Consider the following 18,398-nt stretch of genomic DNA (forward strand, 5'->3'; position numbering starts at 1 on the left):
GACTTCGCTGCGCTTACTTCAGCAGGGCCAGCGTGTCCTGCAGCGAGGCCGGATCGAAGATCGCGCCGCCGGTCAGGTTGCCGTCGATGCGCTTGGTCATGCCGGCCAGCACCTTGCCCGGGCCGCATTCGATCACATGGGTGACGCCCTCGGCAGCCATCTTCTGCACGCACTCGACCCAGCGCACCGGCGCCGCGGCCTGGCGCACCAGCGCGTCCTTGATCGCTTCCGGATCATTGACGATCGCAACGTCAACGTTGTTCACCAGCGGGATCGACGGCGACGCGAACGCCAGCCCGGCCATCCGCTCGCGCAGGCGGTCCGAAGCGGGCTTGAGCAGCGACGAATGGAACGGCGCCGACACCGGCAGCGGCAGCGCGCGCTTGGCGCCCTTGGCCTTGGCGATCTCGCATGCCTTCTCGACCGCGCCCTTGTGGCCGGCGATCACGACCTGCGACGGGGCGTTGAAGTTGACGGCTTCGACCACGCCGGCGGCAGCCGCTTCGGCGCACGCGGCGCGGACGTCGTCATCGGACAGGCCCAGGATTGCGGCCATGCCGCCCTCGCCCACCGGCACGGCTTCCTGCATGGCCTGCGCGCGGAAACGCACCAGCGGCACCGCGTCGGCAAACGGGATCACGCCCGCGGCCACCAGCGCCGAGTACTCGCCCAGGCTGTGGCCGGCCACCAGGGCCGGAGCCGGGCCGCCGGCGTCCAGCCACGCGCGGTAGACCGCCACGGCGGCGGTCAGCATCACCGGCTGAGTATTGGTGGTCAGGTTCAGTTCTTCAGCGGGGCCATCGGCGATCAGGCGGCCGAGATCCTGGCCCAGCGCGGCCGAGGCTTCTTCCACGGTGGCGCGCACGACGGCGTTATCCGCAAAGGCATTGAGCATGCCGACCGACTGTGAACCCTGGCCGGGAAATACGAAAGCGAATTTCATCGGATTGGAACCCTTTATGGAACGGGAAGCCGGCGCGGCGGCGCGCGGCATTGGCGCGCACCGGGCACCGGCTGCGAATTACATGCGCAGCAGCACCGCGCCCCAGGTGAAGCCGCCGCCGACGCCTTCCATCAGCACGGTCTGGCCCGGGCGGATGCGGCCGTCGCGCACGGCGACGTCGAGCGCCAGCGGGATCGACGCGGCCGAAGTATTGCCGTGCTCGTGCACGGTGGCGACCATGCGCTCGGCGGGCAGGCCCAGCTTCTTGGCCGTGCCCTGCATGATGCGGATATTGGCCTGGTGCGGAATCAGCCAGTCGATTTGCTCAGGCTGCATGGCCGCCAGTTCCATGGCTTCGCGCGCGACCTTGTCGAGCACGTTCACGGCAAGCTTGAACACAGCCTGGCCATCCATCTGCAGGAAGGCGTTGCCGGTGATATTGCCGCCCGAGACATTGCCGGGCACGCACAGGATGTCGACGTGGCTGCCGTCCGCGTGCATGGCGCTCGACAGGATGCCAGGCTCTTCAGAAGCGGTCAGCACCACTGCGCCGGCGCCGTCGCCGAACAGCACGCAGGTGGTACGGTCGTTGAAATCCAGAATGCGCGAGAACACTTCAGTACCGATCACCAGCACGTTGCGGTGCGAGCCGCTGCGGATGAACTTGTCGGCCGTGGCCAGCGCATAGACAAAGCCCGAGCACACCGCCTGCAGGTCGAATGCCGCGCAGTGGTTAGTGATGCCCAGCTTTTCCTGCACCATGCAGGCGGCGCTGGGGAAGACGAAGTCCGGCGTAGACGTGGCGACGATGATCAGGTCGATGCTCTGCCGGTCGATGCCGGCGGCCTCGATGGCCCGCTCGGCGGCCTTGACCGCCAGGTCGCTGCTGGTCACGTCGGGCTCGGCCCAGTGGCGCGCCGAGATGCCGCTGCGCGAGACGATCCACTCGTCGCTGGTCTCGATGCCCTTTTCGGCAAGCTGCGCCGCCAGATCATGGTTGGTCACGCGCCGCGGGGGCAAATAGCTCCCGGTACCGATGATTTTTGCGTACTTGGTCATGTAGTGTCGGATCGTATGGACCGCAGTTCCCGCCGGCTGGTGCGCAAGGCGCTCAAGCGGGGTGGGTACTGGGATGCGCGCTGGGCGCGTCTGTCTCCGGGGCGGCCAGCGCCACGCCAGCGGCGCTGGACTTATCGGCGAAAGCCCGTGCGATACGGGGAATCACGCCATTCTTGGCGGCATCATACCCGCGTTTGATTGCCCACTCAAAAGAATGGGCATCGGCCGAACCGTGGCTCTTGATCACCAGGCCGCGCAGGCCCAGCAGCGACGCACCATTGTAGCGCGCCGGGTCAAGCCGCTTGGCGAGCCGCGACAGCACCGGCATGGCCACCGCCGCGAGCAGCTTGGTGAACCACGAGCGGGTGAATTCTTCCTTGATCATGCCGCCGATCATCTTGGCGAGGCCCTCGGTGCTCTTGAGCGCCACATTGCCGACAAAGCCGTCGCAAACGACGATATCCGTCGTTCCCTTGAAGATGTCGTTGCCTTCCACGTTGCCGTAGAAATTGAGCTCGGAAGCACGCAGCAGTTCGCCGGCGCGCTTGACCACCTCGTTGCCCTTGATGACTTCCTCGCCGATGTTCAGCAGGCCGACGGTCGGGCGGTCCTTGTGGTCCACCACGGCGACCATGGCCTCGGCCATGCGGGCGAACTGCAGCAGGTGTTCGGGCTCGCAGTCCGCGTTGGCGCCGAGGTCCAGCACGGTGGTGCCCCAGCCTTCCTGGTTCGGGATGGTGGTGGCAATGGCCGGCCGCTCGATGCCCTCGAGCGTTTTCAGCACATAGCGCGACACCGCCATCAGCGCGCCGGTATTGCCGGCGGAGATGCAGGCACCGGCGTGGCCTTCCTTGACCTGGGTGACGGCCACGCGCATCGAAGAATCCTTCTTCTTGCGCAGCGCCACCTCGACCGGGTCATCCATGGTGATGACTTCGGTGGCCTCGACGATGCTCACACGCGGATGATCCAGCGCATGCAGCTTTTTCAGCTGCGCCCGGATGGCGTCCGGCAGGCCCACCAGCACCATTTCGGCATCGTCGTAGCGGGATAGAAAACTGATCGCCGCGGGCACGGTCACGGACACGCCGTGGTCGCCGCCCATGCAGTCGATAGCGATTTTGATCGTCATTGTTCCTGGTACGGATAGCGCGGCAGCGCACACCACGCCCGGCGGTTGTCCCGAGCGCCCAACAAAAAAGCGGCAACGATCTTGCCGCTTTTTTGTGTCTGACCGTCTTGTGTCCGACTTACAGGCATGCGCGAGCGAGACGCAATGTCACGCCACGAAGCTATCAGTCGTTCTTGGTCTTGATGACCTTGCGGCCACGGTAGTAGCCGTTCGGGCTGACGTGGTGACGCAGGTGGGTTTCGCCGGTGGTCGGCTCGACGGCCAGCGGGGCGACCGTCAGGTGGTCGTGCGAACGATGCATGCCGCGCTTGGACGGCGACTTCTTGTTCTGTTGAACAGCCATGATGACTCCTTCGAGAATTTTTCAATATTAACACACGCATCCCGCCCAAGGCGTAGCCGGGGCCCGGCCGGATGCTTCAACTACCACCTGCGGAACACGCCCTCGGCCCGGTTGGCCTCAGTGCTTGTTCTTCAGGCCGGCCAGCGCCGCAAAGGGCGACGGCCGCTTTTCTTCCTCTGGCTCAGCTTCGGGCTGGGCCTCGCCGTCCGTGCCGGTCACGAGGCTTTCGTGCACCGACGGGCAGGCGTCATGCTTGGGGGCCACCGGCAGCGCCAGCAGCACTTCATCTTCAATCAGTTCCAGCAGCGAAAAACGCTTGGAGCCGGCGATCACGTCGACATCGTCGTCGTCCATCGGCGCGGCATCGGCCGCCTCTTCGCTCTCCACCACCTCGAAGCGCGTAGCCGTATCGACCGGCTCGGCATAAGGCGTCAGGCAGCGCTGGCAATCCAGCCACATCCGGCCTTTGACGGTCACATCGAGAAACAGCCGCCGCACCACCGGGGCGCCCGGCTCGGCCGTCTCTTCGCGAACGAAGCCGGTGGCCGTATAGGCAAACGTCTCTTCGGGGGCCGCGGCTGGCGCTTGCGCGGCAGTCTCGGCTAAGATGCGCGGCAAATCCCGCACCGCCACGTCGCCGCTCAGGCTTTCGCTCTTGCGGCAGAACGCGAAGAGATCGAGCGCGCGCAGGTCAATTGGCTGGGTCATGTGCGTGGCTCCCGTCGTATTGCAATGACTGGCTCGCCACATCCCACGCCTGCGCTGACAGCGGCCGCGCACATTGGCGGCACAGCGCCCAAGTGCGGATGCGGCAAAACGCGCGATTATACGACGTAAACCTTGTGGAGGTCAAAGGTCTTGCCACGCAAACCTTGCCTTATTCCTGCTACGCTTCAATCACTTATGCATCAAGATCCCCGCCCCAGGCTGATCCTTGGCTCCGGCTCGCCCTACCGCCGCGAGCTGCTCGAGCGGCTGCGCATCCCCTTTGAAGTGGCCATCCCGGACATCGACGAGACCCCGCTCGGCGGCGAAGCGCCGGAGGCTACCGCCCTGCGCCTGTCGCAGCGCAAGGCCGAGGCCATCGCGGCGCGCCATCCGGGTGCGCTGGTGATCGGCTCGGACCAGGTGCTGACGCTGGACGGGGCGCAGATGGGCAAGCCCGGCGTGCACGATAAGGCCGTCGCGCAGCTGCGCCGCATGCGCGGACGCACCGCCATCTTCCATTCGGCGCTGTGCCTGCTGGACGGGCGCACCGGCACCGCCCAACTGGCCGACGTACAGACGCGCGTGACCATGCGCGACCTCAGCGACGAGGAGATCGAAGCCTACCTGCAACTGGAACGTCCCTACGACGTGGCGGGCAGCGCCAAGTCCGAGGGGCTGGGCATCACGCTGCTCGCGCGCGTCGAGTCCGACGATCCCACGGCGCTGGTCGGCCTGCCGCTGATCGCGCTGACCGGCATGCTGCGCCAGGCGGGCTACCCGCTGCTCGCGGCATGACGCACCGGAGCCAACCATGAGCGGCAATCTTTTCCTGATCCCCAATACCCTCGGCAAGCGCGACGAAGCCGATCCGCTGGTCGAAGTCATTCCCGCCGGCGTGCAGCAGATCGCAGCCGGGCTCGACTACCTGGTCGCCGAAAACGCCAAGACCGCCCGCGCCTTCCTGAAGAAGCTGGGCGAAAGCACCCCGCTGGCACGCCCGATCCAGCAGATCGAGATCCGCGAGCTGAACGTCAACACCCGCGCCGACGCGTTGGCCGAGCTGCTCGCGCCGATCCAGGCCGGCCGCGACGGTGGCCTGCTGTCCGAAGCCGGCGTGCCGGCGGTGGCCGATCCTGGCGCCGAGCTGGTGCGGCTGGCGCATGCGCGCGGCATCCGGGTGCGGCCGCTGGTCGGGCCCAGCTCGATCCTGCTGGCGGTGATGGGCTCGGGCCTGAACGGCCAGAGCTTTGCCTTCAACGGCTACCTGCCGGTCGATGCCGGCGAACGCGCGCAGCGGCTGCGCGAGCTGGAACAGCGTTCGCGCAAGGCCAGCCAGACGCAGGTGTTCATCGAAACGCCGTACCGCAACGCGGCGCTGCTCGAAGCCATGCGCGAGCATTGCGCCGGCACCACGCTGCTGTCGGTGGCGGTTGACCTGACGCTGCCGACCGAAACCATCGTCACGCTGCCGCTGTCGGCGTGGAAGGCAGACCGGCTTGCGTTGCACAAGCGGCCTGCGATCTTCTCGCTGCTGGCGGCCTGAAGACGCCGGAAAATGCAGAAAGGGGCGCAACGGCGCCCCTTTCTTTCATCTGGCGACTCGCGCCGCCTCAGTGCATGCCCTGCGGGCGCGTGCTCCACAGCATGGTCTTCATCGCCGCGGTGCCGACCGCGGCGCCAAAGCGCTTGGCCACGCGCTCGGCGATGTTTTCCTTGACCGTATAGTCGACGATATCCTCGGCCTTGAGCACGTCGCGCGCGACCGAATCGGCGGTCCCCAGCGCGTCGGCCAGGCCTAGTTCGATGCTGCGCTCGCCCGACCAGAACAGGCCGGAGAACAGCTCCGGGTCATCCTTGAGCCGGTCGCCCCGGCCCTCCTTCACCACGTCGATGAACTGCTCGTGGATTTCCTTGAGCATGGTCTCGGCGTAGGCCTTCTGCCTGGGCATCTGCGGCGAGAACGGGTCGAGCATGCCCTTGTTGGCGCCCGCGGTGTACAGCCGGCGCTCTACGCCCAGCTTGTCCATCAGGCCGGTAAAGCCGAAACCATCCATCAGCACGCCGATCGAGCCCACGATGCTGGCCTTGTCGACATAGATCTTGTCGGCCGCCGCAGCCACGTAATAGCCACCCGAGGCACAGATTTCCTCGACCACGACATAGAACGGCTTGGATGGATAGAGTCCGCGCAGCCGGTGGATCTCATCGTTGATGATGCCGGCCTGCACCGGCGAGCCGCCTGGGGAGTTGATCTTGAGGATCACGCCGGCGGCATTGGTGTCGGCGAATGCCGCCTGCAGCGAGGCATTGATCGACTCGGCGCCGGCCGGCGTACCGGCCGCGATCTCGCCCTCCAGCGTGACCATCGCGGTATGGCGGCCGGACGTGTTGATGCCGTCGCCCTTGAAATCGAACAGCGCGATGAAGATCAGCGCCAACAGGCCCAGTCCGACGAAGCGGAAGAAGATGCGCCAGCGGCGTGCGGCGCGCTGCTCGCGCAGCGATGCCGTCAGCACCTTTTCCAGGACATCGCGCTCCCAGCCGGCCGCGCCCACCGGACCGCTCCCGGCCGCTCCGGCATCCCCAGCCATGCGGGCCTTGCGTTGGCGCTGCTCTCGCCGCGCCGCATCGTCGCCGGCGCGCAGTTCGCTTTCCAGCGGATAGTCGGCCTGCTTCGCGGTGACCAGGCGTTCGGACTCGGGCCGGTTCGCATCGTCCTGCCCGGGCTCAGGCGATTCGCCCGATGCTCCCGGTTGACCAATAGGCGGCTTCTGCTCTTCTGTCATGCAACTCGCTCGTGGAAGGCTTGGAAACAGAACGGGCGGCCAGGCCGCCCGCCATTAGGCGCCGTCCGCTTGCGCGGCGGCCCGGTACGGACCCTCGGGCAACCAGTAAACCTGGCCATCGCGCTCTTCGATGCGCAGCTTGGCCAGCGCCGCGCCGCGGCAGGGACCGCCGACGCACTCGCCGCTGTCCGGCGCATAAACCGCGCCATGTGTGGCGCACATCAAGTATAGGCCCGAGCTATCGAAGAACCGCCCCTCCTGCCAGTCGAGTTCCATCGGCACGTGCGCGCACTGGTTCAGGTAGCCATGCGCGGCACCGTCGAAGCGCACCACGAAGGCGCCGATTTCGCGGCTGTCCAGCACCACCGGGAAGCGCACCCCCAGGCCGCCCTCTTCCAGGTCTGCCGCGGCGCACAGCCGCACCGCCCCCTGGCCGGCCGCGCTCTCAGGCATGGGTCAGCAGCCAGTCGGTCAGGTCGGCGATCGACGTGGCGCAATGCACCGGCGCCATCGCCCGCAGCGAGTCGCCCGGATGTGCGCCATAACACACCCCAATGCCCGCAGCGCCGGCATTGACCGCCATCTGCAGGTCATGGGTGGTGTCGCCCACCATGACGGTGCGCTCCATGTCCTGTCCCAGCTCACGCGTCAGCTCTTGCAGCATGGCCGGATGCGGCTTGGAAAAGGTTTCGTCGGCACAGCGGGTGGCGTCGAAAAGCTGCGTCAGGCCGCTGGCGGCGAGCGCGCGCTGCAGGCCGACGCGGGTCTTGCCAGTGGCGACGCCGAGGAAATAGTGCTCGGCGCGCAGCGCTTCCAACATCTCGCGCACGCCGTCGAACAGCACCAGGTCGGCGTCGCGGGTCAGGAAGTGGTAGCGGTAGCGTTCCGCCAGGCGCGGGTAGTCGACCGGGTCCAGCGTCGGCACGGCATACGACAATGCATCCTTCAGCCCCAGCCCGATCACATGGCTGGCCGCGCTGTCGTCCGGCACGGGCAGGCCCAGGTCACGGCTAGCAAGCTGGATGCACTTGGCGATGGTCGGGGTCGAGTCCATCAGCGTCCCGTCCCAGTCGAAAACGATCAGGTCAAATTGTTGCCTGGCCATGGTTGTCCTTGTGGCATTGATTGCGCGGCCCTACTCCGGGGCGCGCAGCTGTCGCAATTGTTGCAGGAATCCGACGCATTCGTCCGGCAGCGGCGCCTCGACGGCCAGCGTCTGCCCCGTTGCCGGGTGGACGAACACCAGCCGGTGGGCGTGCAGGAACATGCGCCTGATGCCGGGATTGGCGGCGGAACGCGCCAGTGACTTGTTCAGGGGGAAATCGCCGTACTTCTCGTCGCCGACGATCGGGAATCCCGAATGGGCCAGGTGGACGCGGATCTGGTGCGTCCGGCCGGTCTTCAGCTCGGCTTCCAGCAAGGTAAAGCCGGGAAACGCCTCGATCCGGTTGAATACCGTGTGCGACGCCAGCCCGTCGGCCTGTACCCGCACGCGTCGCTCGCCGTCGGGCGTGGTGTACTTATATAGAGGCAGCTTCACGTGCTGGCGGTTGTTCGGGAATTCCCCGGCCACGCAGGCGAAATACCGCTTGTCCATGCTGTTGCCGCGGATCTGCTCATGCAGGTGGACCAGCGCCGAGCGCTTCTTGGCCAGCACCAGGATGCCGGAGGTCTCCCGGTCGAGCCGGTGCACCAGCTCGAGGAACTTGGCCTGCGGCCGGGCCTGGCGCAGCTGCTCGATCACGCCGAAGGCAACACCCGAGCCGCCATGGACCGCCACGCCGGCGGGCTTGTTCACCACCAGCAGCTGCGCGTCCTCGAACAGCACGGGAAACTCGCTGGCCGGCACCGGCTGCGCCCCGGATTGCGACGGAGTCGCCACACGCATCGGCGGGATCCGCACCACGTCCCCCGACTGCAGACGATAAGTGGCATCGATACGGCCCTTGTTGACGCGCACTTCGCCAGACCGCAATACCCGGTAGATATGGCTCTTGGGTACGCCCTTGGCCACCTTCAACAGGAAGTTGTCGATGCGCTGGCCTTCGGAGCCTTCGTCAATCGTGACATACGCCACCTGCGGGCTTGCCGGCGCTACATCGGCAGGCTTTTCAATTTGATGGCGTAACTCATTCATTTTCAATATAATTTCCTCGCTGTTCCGGCCGGGGGCCGGCAGCGCAAGACCTGTGTAAGCGATCAATCCCGTGATTAATCTTGGATTGACCGCATTCTACACTTGGGGTCGCCGCCAGCCCGGCACGTCTTCCGCCCTGCGCCGCTTCATTGCGTGATCCGCGCGGGCGCCAGACGGCCAAATGGCGGTAATAGCAGCACGCACGATATCGCCGGCACGCAGGAAGTCGCCCATAGGAGGCTTCGGCGCAGCAAACGATGACGTGGGAACAGAGTGTTCAGGTAAAACAGAATTTAAGAGTGGATGCCCCTGCCGGCATCCGCTTCGGTGAGAGAAGTCCCGCCTGCACCGGGAAACGGTGCCGGCCGGCAGGCCAGCCTGCCGCCTGACTGGAAATACCGGCGCCCGGTCGCAGAACTCCAAGAAGTAGTAGGTGCGCCCGCCAGGAGATGTCAGGCAGCATCGGCAGCCTTGCCGTGTCCGAAAAATTTGCTCTTTGACGCGTCTAGGCCTTCCGCGGCCCGGCCGCGATGCCGCCGGCGCCGCGCCGGTGCCGGTCATGCCGGCGAAATGCATCGCCTCCGGAACGGGAACGCGCCAGTGTCTGCCAGAGCAGCCGCCGGCGCCCTCTCCCGCCCCACGGACGTTACCCCGACGTCATCGCCTCTCTTTCACCCGCGCCCAGCCGCTCGCCTTTGCGCGAAACGGCGCTTTCCGGCAATTCTCGCGCCTTCGCTCGCTCCCTCGCGTGCTCCATGAATCGCCGCGGACACCGCCCAGACGGTGCAACCGCGGCACCGGAGTGAGGTATTGCGATGAAACGCATGCTGTTCAACGCGACGCAACAGGAGGAATTGCGCGTCGCCATCGTCGACGGTCAGAAACTGATCGACATCGACATCGAGACTGCCGGGCGCGAACAGCGCAAGGGCAATATCTACAAGGGTGTCATCACCCGCATTGAACCCTCGCTGGAAGCCTGCTTCGTCAACTACGGCGAAGAGCGCCACGGCTTCCTGCCGTTCAAGGAAGTTGCCCGCGCCTTCTTCAAGGAAGGCATCGACGTGCGCAACGCACGCATCCAGGATGCCCTGCATGAAGGCCAGGAACTGATCGTCCAGGTCGAGAAGGAAGAGCGCGGCAACAAGGGCGCGGCCCTGACCACCTTTATCTCGCTGGCCGGCCGCTACCTGGTGCTGATGCCGAACAACCCGCGCGGCGGCGGTGTGTCGCGCCGCATCGAGGGCGAAGACCGCCAGGAGCTGCGCGAGACCATGGCGCAGCTGACCGTGCCGGAAGGCATGAGCATCATCGCCCGGACCGCGGGCATCGGCCGCTCGGCCGAGGAACTGCAGTGGGACCTGAACTACCTTCTGCAGCTGTGGAAGGCCATCGATGGCGCCGCCGGCGACAACAAGGCCCCGCTGCTGATTTACCTGGAATCGAGCCTGGTCATCCGCGCCATCCGCGATTACTTCCAGCCGGATATCGGCGAGATCCTGATCGATACCGACGAGATCTACGAACAGGCCCGCGCCTTCATGAGCGTGGTGATGCCTGACAACATGAACCGCGTGAAGAAGTACCGGGACGACGTGCCCCTCTTCTCGCGTTTCCAGATCGAGCACCAGATCGAGTCGGCCTACTCGCGCATGGTCATGCTGCCGTCCGGCGGCGCCATCGTGATCGACCACACCGAGGCACTGGTGTCCGTGGACGTGAACTCGGCCCGCGCCACCAAGGGCGCCGACATCGAGGAAACCGCGCTGCGCACCAACCTCGAGGCCGCTGACGAAATTGCCCGCCAGCTGCGCCTGCGCGACCTGGGCGGCCTGATCGTGATCGACTTCATCGACATGGAATCGGGCAAGGCCCAGAAGGACGTGGAAACGCGCCTGAAGGACGCGCTGCGCCACGACCGCGCGCGCGTGCAGATGGGCAAGATCAGCCGCTTCGGCCTGATGGAGCTGTCGCGCCAGCGCCTGCGCCCGTCGCTGTCGGAGGGCTCGCACATCACTTGCCCGCGCTGCAACGGCACGGGCCACATCCGCGATACCGAATCGTCCGCCTTGCAGGTCCTGCGCATCATCCAGGAAGAGGCGATGAAGGAAAACACCGCCGCCATCCACTGCCAGGTGCCGGTGGAGGTTGCCGCCTTCCTGCTGAACGAGAAGCGCCAGGAAATCAACCTGATCGAGCTGCGCTTCAAGGTCAACGTGCTGCTGATCCCGAACAAGCACCTGGAAACGCCGCACTACAAGCTAGAGCGCCTGCGCCACGACGACCCGCGCCTGGAAGACAGCACCGCCAGCTACAAGATGGCTGAGGCTGCGGCCAAGGAGCTGGAAGCCGACACCAGCTACAGCAGCCGCCGCAAGGAAGAAGCCAAGCCGCGCCAGGAAGCGGCGGTCAAGGGGATCACGCCGGAACAGCCGGCTCCGGTTTCCGTGCCGCGTCCGGAGCGCGCCCCGCGTCCGGAAGCCGCCCCGGCAGCTCCGCCCGTCCCTGCCACCAAGCCGGTGGAAGCCGGCGGCTTCATCGCCTGGCTGAAGGGCCTGTTCGGCGCGCGCCCGGCGCCTGCGCCGGTGGTTGAGCCGGCCAAGCCGGTGGCGGCCGCCGAAAGCCGCGGTGGCGAAGGCCGCCGCGAGCGCGGCCAGCGCGGCGAAGGCCGTGGCCAGCGCGGCGAGCGGGCCGAACGTGGCGAGCGCGGTGAACGTACCGAACGTGCCGAGCGCGGCGAACGTGGCGAGCGCCAGGAACGCGGTGACCGCCAGCCTCGCGGTCAGCGTGCAGAGCGCGGTGAGCGTGCCGAGCGTGGCGAGCGCCAGCAAGGCGAGCGCGGCGAACAACGCGAAGGCCGTGGCGAGCGCCAGGGCCGCCAGCCGCGCCAGCAGGAAGGCCAGGCCACTCCGGCCGTCGCCCGCCAGGCTGAAGGCGCCCAGGGCGAACGTGCCCAGGGCGAGCGCGCCGAAGCCCGCCAGGAAGGCCGCCGCGAACGTGGCCAGGAACGCGGCCAGGAACGCCGCGAGCGTCAGCGCGATCGCCAGCGCGAGCGCAGCGACCTGCGTGAAACCGAAGCCGGCGAAGCGCCGCAGCCGGAAGCCGTAGCCGCCGCCCAGGCGCTGGGCGTGCTGCCGCAGGCCGCCGCGGACGAAGTGCCAGCCGTGCGCGCCGAACTGCCGGAAGGTGCCGAAGGATTCGCCGAAACCGCCGAGGGCGAAGAGCGCCGCCGCCGTAACCGTCGTGGCCGCAACCGCTATCGCCGCGAGCGCGACGAAGCCGGCCAGGGCACGCAAGGTGAAGGCGAAGCCGCTCAGGAAGGCGCTGCCGAGACCGCCGAAGGCATCGCTCCGGTGACCGCCGAGGCCGCCGAGGCGGCTCCGCAAGCCGCTTCCCAGGCCGCACCGCAAGCCGAGCCGGCACCGCAGGCAGCTGTTGCTGTTGCCGCGGCGGAAAGCGTCGAAGCGATCCGCATCGCCGTGCCGGAAGGCGTGACCCCTGCCCCCGCCACTGAACCGGCAGCGGCACCGGCCCCGGTAGCCGCACCCGTGGCCGAACCCGCCCCGGCCGCCGTGGCCGCGCAAGCGGAAGCCGCCGCAGCCGTGACCGAGGCGATCGCCGCCGAAGCCGTGGCCGAGCCGGTCGTGGCCGCACCCGTGGAACCCGCCCCTGCCGTGGCCGCGCCCGCCGCGGAACCGGCCGCCGCGCCGGTCGCGATGGAAAGCCTCGAGCCGATGCTCGCCGGCGCCGGCCTGCAGTGGGTCCACACCGATGCCGACAAGCTGCGCTCCGCCCAGGAAGCGGCTGCACGCATCGTGCCGGCGCCGCGGGTGCCGCGCGAGCGCAAGCCGCTGCCGCCACTGCCTCAGGGTCCGATGATCCTGGTCGAAACCAGCCGTCGCGAAGTGGACATGGCGTCGCAGCAGTAAGCCTGCCCGGGTGCCGCCGCTGGCACCCGCGTTCGCTGCAGAGGGGACAGCCTTGGCTGTCCCTTTTTCATGCGCGCCAAATCCCCGAGATTCGCGGGAATGCGGCTCCCCGGGCGCCCACTCGGCTAGAATGGCAGCAAATGCATCCGGGCTTCCGAAGTCCCCCGGCCCGGCCTTGGCAGGCCACTCGCCGGAGCAGCAGCGCCCACCCACAGGCCATGACCGAATCCGTCATTCCGATCTTCGACCTGCGCGACCATCGCTACCACTCGATGACGCCGCGCATCCCCGGCAAGCTGGAACCGCCCTCCGGCCTGGTGGCCGATACCCGCGGCCGGCCGCTGCATGACCTGCGCATCTCGGTGACAGACCGCTGCAACTTCCGCTGCGTCTACTGCATGCCGAAGGAAGTGTTCGATAAGGACTACACCTTCCTGCCGCACTCGGAACTGCTCAGCTTTGAAGAGATCGAGCGCACCGCGCGCCTGTTCGTCGCGCACGGCGTCGAGAAGATCCGCCTGACCGGCGGCGAGCCACTGCTGCGCAAGAATATCGAGCACCTGGTCGAGATGCTGGCAAAGATCGAGACCGTCTCCGGCAAGCCACTCGACCTGACGCTGACCACCAATGCCTCGCTGCTGGCGCGCAAGGCGCGCTCGCTGCGCGACGCCGGCCTGACGCGCGTCAGCGTCAGCCTCGACGCGATCGACGACGCCACCTTCCGCCGCATGAACGACGTCGACTTCGCCGTCGCCGACGTGCTGCACGGCATCGAGACCGCGCAGGCCGTTGGACTGGCGCCGATCAAGGTCAACATGGTGGTCAAGCGCGGCACCAACGACCAGGAAATCGTGCCGATGGCGCGCCATTTCCGCCACAGCGGCATCATCGTCCGCTATATCGAATTCATGGATGTCGGCGCCAGCAACCACTGGCAGATGGACGAGGTGCTGCCCTCGGCCGAGGTCGTGCGCCGCATCGATGCCGAGTTCCCGCTGGAACCCGTGCAGGCCAACTACAGCGGCGAGACCGCCGAACGCTGGCGCTATCGCGACGGCAGCGGTGAAATCGGCGTGATCTCCAGCGTTACCCATGCGTTCTGCGGCGATTGCAGCCGCATCCGGCTGTCCACCGAGGGCCGGCTCTACCTGTGCCTGTTCGCCACCGAGGGCTATGACCTGCGCGCGCTGCTGCGCGGCGGCTACAGCGACCTGGAGATCTCGAACGCGATCGCGCAGGTATGGCAGGGGCGCACCGACAACTATTCCGAGCAGCGCGGCGACCCGGCGGTGCGCCAGGCACGCGCCGAGCGCAAGATCGAGATGTCCTATATCGGCGGCTGAACCCGCCGCCGCACCTTCATGATTGCACGCGACGACATCACCGGCCTGATTCTCGCAGGCGGCAGGGGCAGCCGCATGGGCGGCACCGACAAGGGGCTGCAGCCGCTGCACGGAACGCCCATGGCGATGCATACGATGATGCGCCTTGGCCCGCAGGTCGGCGGCCTGATCATCAACGCCAACCGCAACCTGGCTGCCTATGAATCGTTCGGCGTGCCGGTCTACACCGACACCGTGCCCGATTTCGCCGGGCCGCTGGCCGGCATGCTTGCGGGACTGGAACAGTGCGGCACATCCTGGATGGTGACGGCGCCATGCGACTCGCCTTTTCTCCCCACCGACCTCGTGGCGCGGCTGGCGCAGGCCATCGAGTCCGAGGGCGCGGAACTGGCGATCCCGGTGACGCTGGATGAAACCGGCAAGCGCCAGACCCAACCCGTGTTCTGCCTGATGCCGGTCAGCGCGCTGGACAGCCTGGTCGCGTATCTTTCCGGCGGCGGCCGCAAGATCGAGACCTGGGCCGCCTCGCACCGGCTGGCCGAGGTGATGTTCGACGATGCCGCGGCCTTCGCCAATATCAACACGCTGGACGAACTGCGCACGCACGAAAGCCGCTAGTCGCCGCAATCACCCGCCGCCGAGCCACCATGCCTTCCCTGCAATCCGTCATTTCCTGCCTGTCCGACTACGATCCCACCGCGCTGCCGGTGGACCAGGCCAACCGCATCATCGGCGAGGTGGTGGAGCCGGTACGCGGCATCGAACAGCTGCCGATCCGCAGCGCGCTCGACCGCGTGCTGGCCGAGGACATCGTCTCGACCATCGACGTGCCGGCCCATGACAATTCGGCCATGGATGGCTACGCCTTCCGCAGCGAAGCGCTCGCCGCCGCGCAGACTGACATGGTCGAGCTTGAAGTGATCGGCAGCGCCTTCGCCGGCGGCGCCGGTGCGCTCGCGCCCACGGCCGTGCAGGCGGTACGTATCATGACCGGCGCGGTAATGCCGGCCGGTTGCGACACGGTGGTGCCGCAGGAATTCGTCGAAATGGTGGCCGACGGCGCCCGCATCCGCTTTGCCGCCGACTGCGTGCGCGCCGGCGACAACCGCCGCCTGCGCGGCGAAGACCTGGCCCGCGGCCAGGCCGCGCTGCCGGCCGGCCGCATCGTCCAGCCCGCCGACCTGGGCCTGCTGGCCTCGCTGGGCATTGCCGAAGTGCGCGTGCGCCGGAGGCTGCGCGTGGCCTTCTTCTCCACCGGCGATGAACTGCGCTCGATCGGCGAACCGCTGGACGCTGGCTGCGTCTACGACTCGAACCGCTATACGCTGCACGGCATGCTGCGCCGGATGAACGTCGAACTGCTCGACATGGGCGTGGTGCGCGACGACCCCGAGGCGCTGGAAACGGCTTTCCGCACTGCCTGCGAAAGCGCCGACGCGGTCATCACCTCGGGCGGCGTCTCGGTCGGCGAGGCCGACTACACCAAGCAGATCATGGCACGCCTGGGGGATGTCACCTTCTGGAAGATCGCCATGCGCCCGGGCCGGCCAATGGCGTTCGGGCGTATTGGCAGCAGCGAGGGCTGCGATTCGGCGCTGCTGTTCGGCCTTCCGGGCAACCCCGTCGCGGTGATGGTCACCTTCTACCACTTCGTGCGGTCGGCGCTGCACCGATTGATGGGTGCCAGCGTGCCGCCGCTGCCGCTGCTGCAAGTGCGCAGCGCGCAGGCGATCCGCAAGAAGCCCGGCCGCACCGAATACCAGCGCGGTATCCTGGGCCGCGCGGCTGACGGGCAGTGGGAAGTGCGCATCACCGGCCAGCAGGGCTCAGGCGTGCTGCGCTCGATGAGCGAAGCCAACTGCTTTATCGTGCTCGGCCACGAGCATGACTCGGTCAAGGCCGGCGATCCGGTCGAGGTCATGCTGTTCGACGGGCTGATCTGAGGGTTGCTCTGAGGTTGATCTGAGCATGGCAAGAAGGCCGGCCGCATCGCTGCGGCGGCAATGTGTCGTATTTGTGCTGCACATTTGCCGCCGTGACGCGTCCGGCGCTTGGCTTTCAGCCTTGCCGTGGGCAGCGGACTATGCTTGGGGTCGGGCAGTCGCTACACTTGGCGCACGATTCAGCAACAATCAAGTTATCCCCAGTCATGAATCAGGAGATCGCTTACCTCCACCCCGTGAAGACCGCCCGCGCGCTGGTGCTGGTCTACCTGTGCTTCTCCCTGCCGATCGTCTCGCTGGGGCTGTTCGTTACCTTTATCCGCTACGGCGACCTGCCTGCGATCACGGTCTTCAGCGCGATCATCCTGAATGCGCTGATCGGCTTCGGCCTGCTGTGGCTGGCGTGCAAGGCTTACAACTGGGTGGCTGCCCGCTTTGGCGGCATCGAAGTCCACGTGCGCGAGCTGGCGCCCGAAGACGACCGCTGAACCTTCGCTGATGCACGGGCCGGCGGGCTGCCGGCCGCCTCGCCCGCGTTGCGGGCGTTCCCTGCACCGGCAGGCGCTCAACCGCCGCTGTCATCCGGCGTCTGCGCCGCCTCCACCGTCTCCACCCCGTTCAGTCCCAGCAACTGCTGCGCGGCATCGCCCGGCAGCGCTTCCACCGTCCGCAGCTTGCGCGCCATCTGGCGCGTGCGCACCTCGGCCTGCTCGATATTGCGCGCCGCGCGCTCGAGCGTGTCGCGGGTCTTGGCCAGCACGTCGCCGAACTTGCCGAACTCGGTCTTGACCGCGCCCAGCACCTCCCACACTTCGCTCGAGCGCTTCTCTAGCGCCAGCGTGCGGAAGCCCATCTGCAAGCTGTTCAGCAGCGCGGTCAGCGTGGTCGGGCCCGCCACGGTAACGCGATAGTCGCGCTGCAGCAGGTCGGTCAGGCCTGGTCGCCGCAACACTTCGGCATACAGCCCTTCGGTCGGCAGGAACAGGATGGCGAAATCGGTAGTCTGTGGCGGCGCCAGGTATTTTTCGGCAATGGTCTGCGCCTCTCGGCGCAAGGCAACTTCCAGTTCGCGGCCGAAGGCGATGACGCCGTCCGGGTCACCGCGCTCCTGCGCATCGACCAGCCGCTCGTACTGTTCCTTGGGAAACTTGGCATCGACCGGTAGCCACACCGGCGTGCCGCCGTCGCCACCGCCGCCCGCGGCCTTGCCGGGCAGACGAATGGCAAATTCCACCCGCGCGCCAGAGTTGCGCACCGTTTCGACGTTCTTGCCGTACTGGTCCGGCGTCAGCATCTGCTCCAGCAGCATCTCAAGCTGGACTTCGCCCCAGGTGCCGCGCGACTTCACGTTGGTCAGCACCTTCTTCAGGTCGCCCACGCCCTGCGCCAGCGCCTGCATTTCGCCCAGCCCGCGATGCACCTGCTCGAGGCGATCCGAGACCAGCCGGAACGACTCGCCCAGGCGCTGCTCCAGCGTCGCATGCAGCTTCTCGTCGACGGTGCGGCGCATCTCCTCCAGCTTGGCCGCGTTGTTGGCCTCGATGTCGCGCAGCTTCTGCTCCAGCGTGGCGCGCACTTCCGCCAACCGGCGCTCGTTGGCTTCGGACATCTGCGCCAGCTGCTGCTGCAGGCCGTCGCCGAAGCGGCGCAGCGCTCCCGCCTGTTCGTCGCGCGCCTGCTGGCCTTGCAGCATCAGGTGCTGGCGTACGTGCTCGAGCTGCTGCGTGTTGGACCCGGTCAGCTTGGCGAGCTGCTGCGCGAAGGTGTCGATCTGGTTGTTCTGCAGCGTGGCAATGCCGGTCAGCTGCGACGACAGCGCCTGCTGGAAGCGCAGCATCTGCTGGGCCGACTCGTCGCGGTTGCCGCGCGCGGCCTCGGCTACATCGGTACGGACCTCACGCTCCACGCGCTCCATGCCGCGCGCCCCTTCGACGCGTAATTCGGCAAGCTGGCGGGCCAGTTCGGCGCCGGGCGAGGCGGCCTGCTGGCGCAACAGCACGATCACCAGCAGGACGACCGCGAGCAGCGCCACGGCCAGCGTCAGGTACGGAATCAAGGACATGCAGCAACAGGTT

At 67.3% G+C, this 18,398-nt stretch carries 17 protein-coding genes; 7 read left to right on the forward strand and 10 right to left on the reverse strand.

The genetic code is table 11. The features are described 5' to 3' along the window. Window positions 1-13 precede the first annotated feature (13 nt). From fabD to IPF36_RS32495, 5 genes are all read right to left on the reverse strand, one after another. The gene (fabD, locus tag IPF36_RS32475; protein ID WP_133095530.1) at window positions 14-943 is read right to left on the reverse strand and encodes an ACP S-malonyltransferase; all 930 of its coding nucleotides are present in this window, start codon (window positions 941-943) and stop codon (window positions 14-16) included. Window positions 944-1,021: 78 nt separating this feature from the next. Beyond that, window positions 1,022-2,002 carry a beta-ketoacyl-ACP synthase III gene (locus tag IPF36_RS32480; protein WP_133095529.1) on the reverse strand — a complete coding sequence of 327 codons (981 nt, stop codon included), beginning with the start codon at window positions 2,000-2,002 and terminating at the stop codon, window positions 1,022-1,024. A 52-nt stretch (window positions 2,003-2,054) separates the two neighbouring features. Beyond that, the gene (gene plsX / locus IPF36_RS32485) at window positions 2,055-3,134 is read right to left on the reverse strand and encodes a phosphate acyltransferase PlsX (protein ID WP_133095528.1); all 1,080 of its coding nucleotides are present in this window, start codon (window positions 3,132-3,134) and stop codon (window positions 2,055-2,057) included. A 163-nt stretch (window positions 3,135-3,297) separates the two neighbouring features. Next, entirely contained in the window at window positions 3,298-3,477 is a 180-nt protein-coding gene (rpmF, locus tag IPF36_RS32490; RefSeq protein WP_029046300.1) for a 50S ribosomal protein L32, read from the reverse strand. Between the two features lie 117 nt (window positions 3,478-3,594). Next, on the reverse strand, window positions 3,595-4,185 hold the full coding sequence (locus IPF36_RS32495) for a DUF177 domain-containing protein (protein WP_135705565.1): 591 nt from the start codon (window positions 4,183-4,185) through the stop codon (window positions 3,595-3,597). Window positions 4,186-4,380: 195 nt separating this feature from the next. Between IPF36_RS32495 and IPF36_RS32500 the strand changes: the two genes are divergently transcribed. Together IPF36_RS32500 and IPF36_RS32505 are read left to right on the forward strand one after the other, a co-directional pair. Further along, window positions 4,381-4,980: a Maf-like protein gene (locus IPF36_RS32500; protein WP_195432108.1), complete on the forward strand. Its 600-nt coding sequence runs from the start codon at window positions 4,381-4,383 to the stop codon at window positions 4,978-4,980. 16 nt (window positions 4,981-4,996) lie between these two features. Beyond that, on the forward strand, window positions 4,997-5,728 hold the full coding sequence (locus tag IPF36_RS32505; protein ID WP_133095525.1) for an SAM-dependent methyltransferase: 732 nt from the start codon (window positions 4,997-4,999) through the stop codon (window positions 5,726-5,728). Window positions 5,729-5,795: 67 nt separating this feature from the next. Here the strand turns inward: IPF36_RS32505 and IPF36_RS32510 are convergent, their stop codons facing one another. Genes IPF36_RS32510 through IPF36_RS32525 form a run of 4 tightly spaced genes read right to left on the reverse strand, consistent with a single transcriptional unit; the run spans window position 5,796 to window position 9,108 of the window. Beyond that, window positions 5,796-6,971: a S49 family peptidase gene (locus IPF36_RS32510; RefSeq protein WP_133095524.1), complete on the reverse strand. Its 1,176-nt coding sequence runs from the start codon at window positions 6,969-6,971 to the stop codon at window positions 5,796-5,798. 54 nt (window positions 6,972-7,025) lie between these two features. After that, entirely contained in the window at window positions 7,026-7,424 is a 399-nt protein-coding gene (locus IPF36_RS32515; protein WP_195432109.1) for a Rieske (2Fe-2S) protein, read from the reverse strand. Beyond that, window positions 7,417-8,076 (reverse strand): HAD-IA family hydrolase, encoded by a 660-nt coding sequence (locus IPF36_RS32520; protein WP_135705568.1) that lies wholly within the window; start codon window positions 8,074-8,076, stop codon window positions 7,417-7,419. The genes IPF36_RS32515 and IPF36_RS32520 overlap by 8 nt, the downstream gene beginning before the upstream one ends. Before the next feature lie 30 nt (window positions 8,077-8,106). Then, window positions 8,107-9,108, reverse strand: a complete 1,002-nt coding sequence (locus tag IPF36_RS32525) for an RluA family pseudouridine synthase (protein ID WP_133095521.1) — start codon at window positions 9,106-9,108, stop codon at window positions 8,107-8,109. Window positions 9,109-9,923: 815 nt separating this feature from the next. Between IPF36_RS32525 and IPF36_RS32530 the strand changes: the two genes are divergently transcribed. The 5 genes from IPF36_RS32530 (at window position 9,924) to IPF36_RS32550 (ending at window position 16,811) form a co-directional block, all read left to right on the forward strand. Then, the gene (locus tag IPF36_RS32530; protein ID WP_195432110.1) at window positions 9,924-13,037 is read left to right on the forward strand and encodes an Rne/Rng family ribonuclease; all 3,114 of its coding nucleotides are present in this window, start codon (window positions 9,924-9,926) and stop codon (window positions 13,035-13,037) included. A gap of 218 nt (window positions 13,038-13,255) precedes the next feature. Then, window positions 13,256-14,380 (forward strand): GTP 3',8-cyclase MoaA, encoded by a 1,125-nt coding sequence (moaA, locus tag IPF36_RS32535; RefSeq protein ID WP_195432111.1) that lies wholly within the window; start codon window positions 13,256-13,258, stop codon window positions 14,378-14,380. 18 nt (window positions 14,381-14,398) lie between these two features. Next, window positions 14,399-14,998, forward strand: coding sequence for a molybdenum cofactor guanylyltransferase MobA (mobA, locus tag IPF36_RS32540; protein WP_133095518.1), 600 nt, complete (start codon window positions 14,399-14,401; stop codon window positions 14,996-14,998). Between the two features lie 29 nt (window positions 14,999-15,027). Beyond that, the gene (gene glp, locus IPF36_RS32545; RefSeq protein ID WP_195432112.1) at window positions 15,028-16,323 is read left to right on the forward strand and encodes a gephyrin-like molybdotransferase Glp; all 1,296 of its coding nucleotides are present in this window, start codon (window positions 15,028-15,030) and stop codon (window positions 16,321-16,323) included. Window positions 16,324-16,529: 206 nt separating this feature from the next. After that, entirely contained in the window at window positions 16,530-16,811 is a 282-nt protein-coding gene (locus IPF36_RS32550) for a hypothetical protein (protein ID WP_029046288.1), read from the forward strand. Between the two features lie 77 nt (window positions 16,812-16,888). Here IPF36_RS32550 and rmuC read toward each other — a convergent pair whose 3' ends face one another. Then, on the reverse strand, window positions 16,889-18,385 hold the full coding sequence (gene rmuC, locus IPF36_RS32555) for a DNA recombination protein RmuC (protein WP_133095516.1): 1,497 nt from the start codon (window positions 18,383-18,385) through the stop codon (window positions 16,889-16,891). Window positions 18,386-18,398: the final 13 nt, after the last annotated feature.

Origin of the sequence: Cupriavidus sp. IK-TO18 (assembly GCF_015549295.1) — a bacterium.
Lineage (GTDB): Bacteria > Pseudomonadota > Gammaproteobacteria > Burkholderiales > Burkholderiaceae > Cupriavidus > Cupriavidus oxalaticus_A.